This is a genomic window from Pseudomonadota bacterium (assembly GCA_039024915.1).
In the GTDB taxonomy this organism is placed as follows: Bacteria; Pseudomonadota; Alphaproteobacteria; order Rhizobiales; family MH13; genus MH13.
Genome location: JBCCPK010000032.1, coordinates 1 through 1,848 on the forward strand (window position 1 = coordinate 1; position 1,848 = coordinate 1,848).

The 1,848-nt window shown below is 58.3% G+C and carries 2 protein-coding genes and 1 pseudogene; all 3 read left to right on the plus strand.

The features are described 5' to 3' along the window. The coding region (locus AAF739_18120; GenBank protein ID MEM6384585.1) for an amidohydrolase family protein at positions 1 to 360 on the plus strand (360 nt) is incomplete at its 5' end. 18 nt (positions 361 to 378) lie between these two features. Then, a pseudogene (locus AAF739_18125) lies at positions 379 to 1,481 on the plus strand (BMP family ABC transporter substrate-binding protein). Positions 1,482 to 1,485: 4 nt separating this feature from the next. Beyond that, positions 1,486 to 1,848 (plus strand): ATP-binding cassette domain-containing protein (locus tag AAF739_18130; protein MEM6384586.1); only part of this gene is annotated, 363 nt, incomplete at its 3' end.

Genomic DNA, 1,848 nt, shown 5'->3' on the forward strand with positions numbered 1-1,848 from the left:
GGTGTCGAGGGCAAAAAGATCAGCCTTGTGGCCGGATCGCGGGAGCACCCTGTTCCGCCGCCTTCAACGTTTTTGGATTATGCGACCAAGGGTGGCGCGTCTGTCCTCGGGCGCGCTGATATCGGTCGTCTCTCTCCGGGCATGGCGGCTGATCTTTTTGCCCTCGACACCAGGCGCATGGACTATGTCGGCACCCGCCATGACCCCGCGAGCCTGATCCCCAAAGTTGGGATCGGGACACCCACCGACCTGACCATGATCAATGGCGAGATCGTTTGGGAAAGCGGATCTTTCACAAAGGTCGAAGAAGCAACCCTGTTCGCCGAAGCGGAGCAGGCCCTCATGACACTTGAAGCTTAAAACGAAAAGGAGCGAAACATGACTAACACTTTGAACCGCCGAAACTTTATCGCGGGCGCATCGGTCGCAAGCATGGTTGCGGCTGTGGGCGGAAAAGCAGCCGCCGCCACGGCAGAAGACCCGCTTTTGATCACGCTTGTCATCCCGTCACCGGTTGCCGATGTGGGCTGGGGTCATGCGCTTTTTGAAGGTCTAGAAGTCGTGAAGGCCGCCTATGGAGATGCGGTAGAACTCACCGTCATCGAGAACATTTTTGAAGGCCCGGATGCGGACCGCATTATGAACAAGGCCGTGGCCGATGGGACCAAGTTCCTGGTTGCAGGTTCCTTTGGCTATCAGAATGGCGCGATGCAGATTGCCCGGCGGAACCCGGATGTGACGGTGCTCCACGCCTCTGGCTTTATGGTTGCGACCAATTTCTCGCCCTTTGCGGCGCAGTATTCGCAAGGCACGTATCTCATGGGCATGGCCGCGGCCGCGTTGTCGGAAACCGGCAAGCTCGGCTCCGTCTCGGCCTTTGCTATCCCTGAGCTCATCACATCGCTCAATGCCTTTACCCTCGGCGCGCAAGCGATCAATCCGGATATTGAGCTCTCTATCGTATGGCTCAACTCCTGGTTCGATCCGGCCAAAGCTCAGGAGGCAACGGAGGCGCTTGCCGCGCAGGATTGCGACGTGATCTTCTCAAACGCTCAAGACACGCCCTCGGTTGTGTCGAAAGCTGAAGAGCTGGGGATTTACTCGTTCAATCTGAACTCCTCCATGAAAGCCTATGCGCCGAACACATATCTCGGCTGCGTTCTCACCGATTGGTCGCCGTTCTTTAAGGCCCCGTCGATGCCCATGTGGCGGGCACGTTTGAGGGCGCTAATGCGTTTCTCGGTGTCGGCGATGACGTCGTGAAGGTTGTCGATTGGAGCCCCGATATTCCAGACGAGGTAAAGGCCCAGATCATGGAGGTGGAGGCCGCCATCGCCGATGGGTCGTTCTCGCCATTCACGGGCCCGATCATGAAAGCTGATGGGAGCGAGGGCGTTGCCGAGGGCGTCACCATGACCGATGAGGAGGTCATCGCAATGGATTGGCACGTTCAAGGCGTGACGACACCGCTGCCGGGCTGACACTGTGACGGAACCACTGCTATCTTTGCGCGGAGTGACCAAGAGCTTCGGCCCGGTCCAGGCTAATTCTGGGATCGATCTGGACGTCGCTTATGGCGCCATCCATGCGATCCTGGGTGAAAACGGCGCCGGAAAGTCGACCTTGATGAAGCTCATTTATGGCGTGGAAACGCCTGATGAGGGCGACATCTACTGGCGTGGCGAACGCTTCGACGTCACGTCGCCGGCCGCTGCGCGGCGGTTGGGCGTCGGGATGGTTTTTCAGCACTTTTCTCTCTTTGAGACGCTGACAGTGGTTGAAAACGTGTCGCTGCTCGTACCGGGCAGCAAGAAGGAGCTCACCGAGCGTATCGTGAAACTCGGTGCA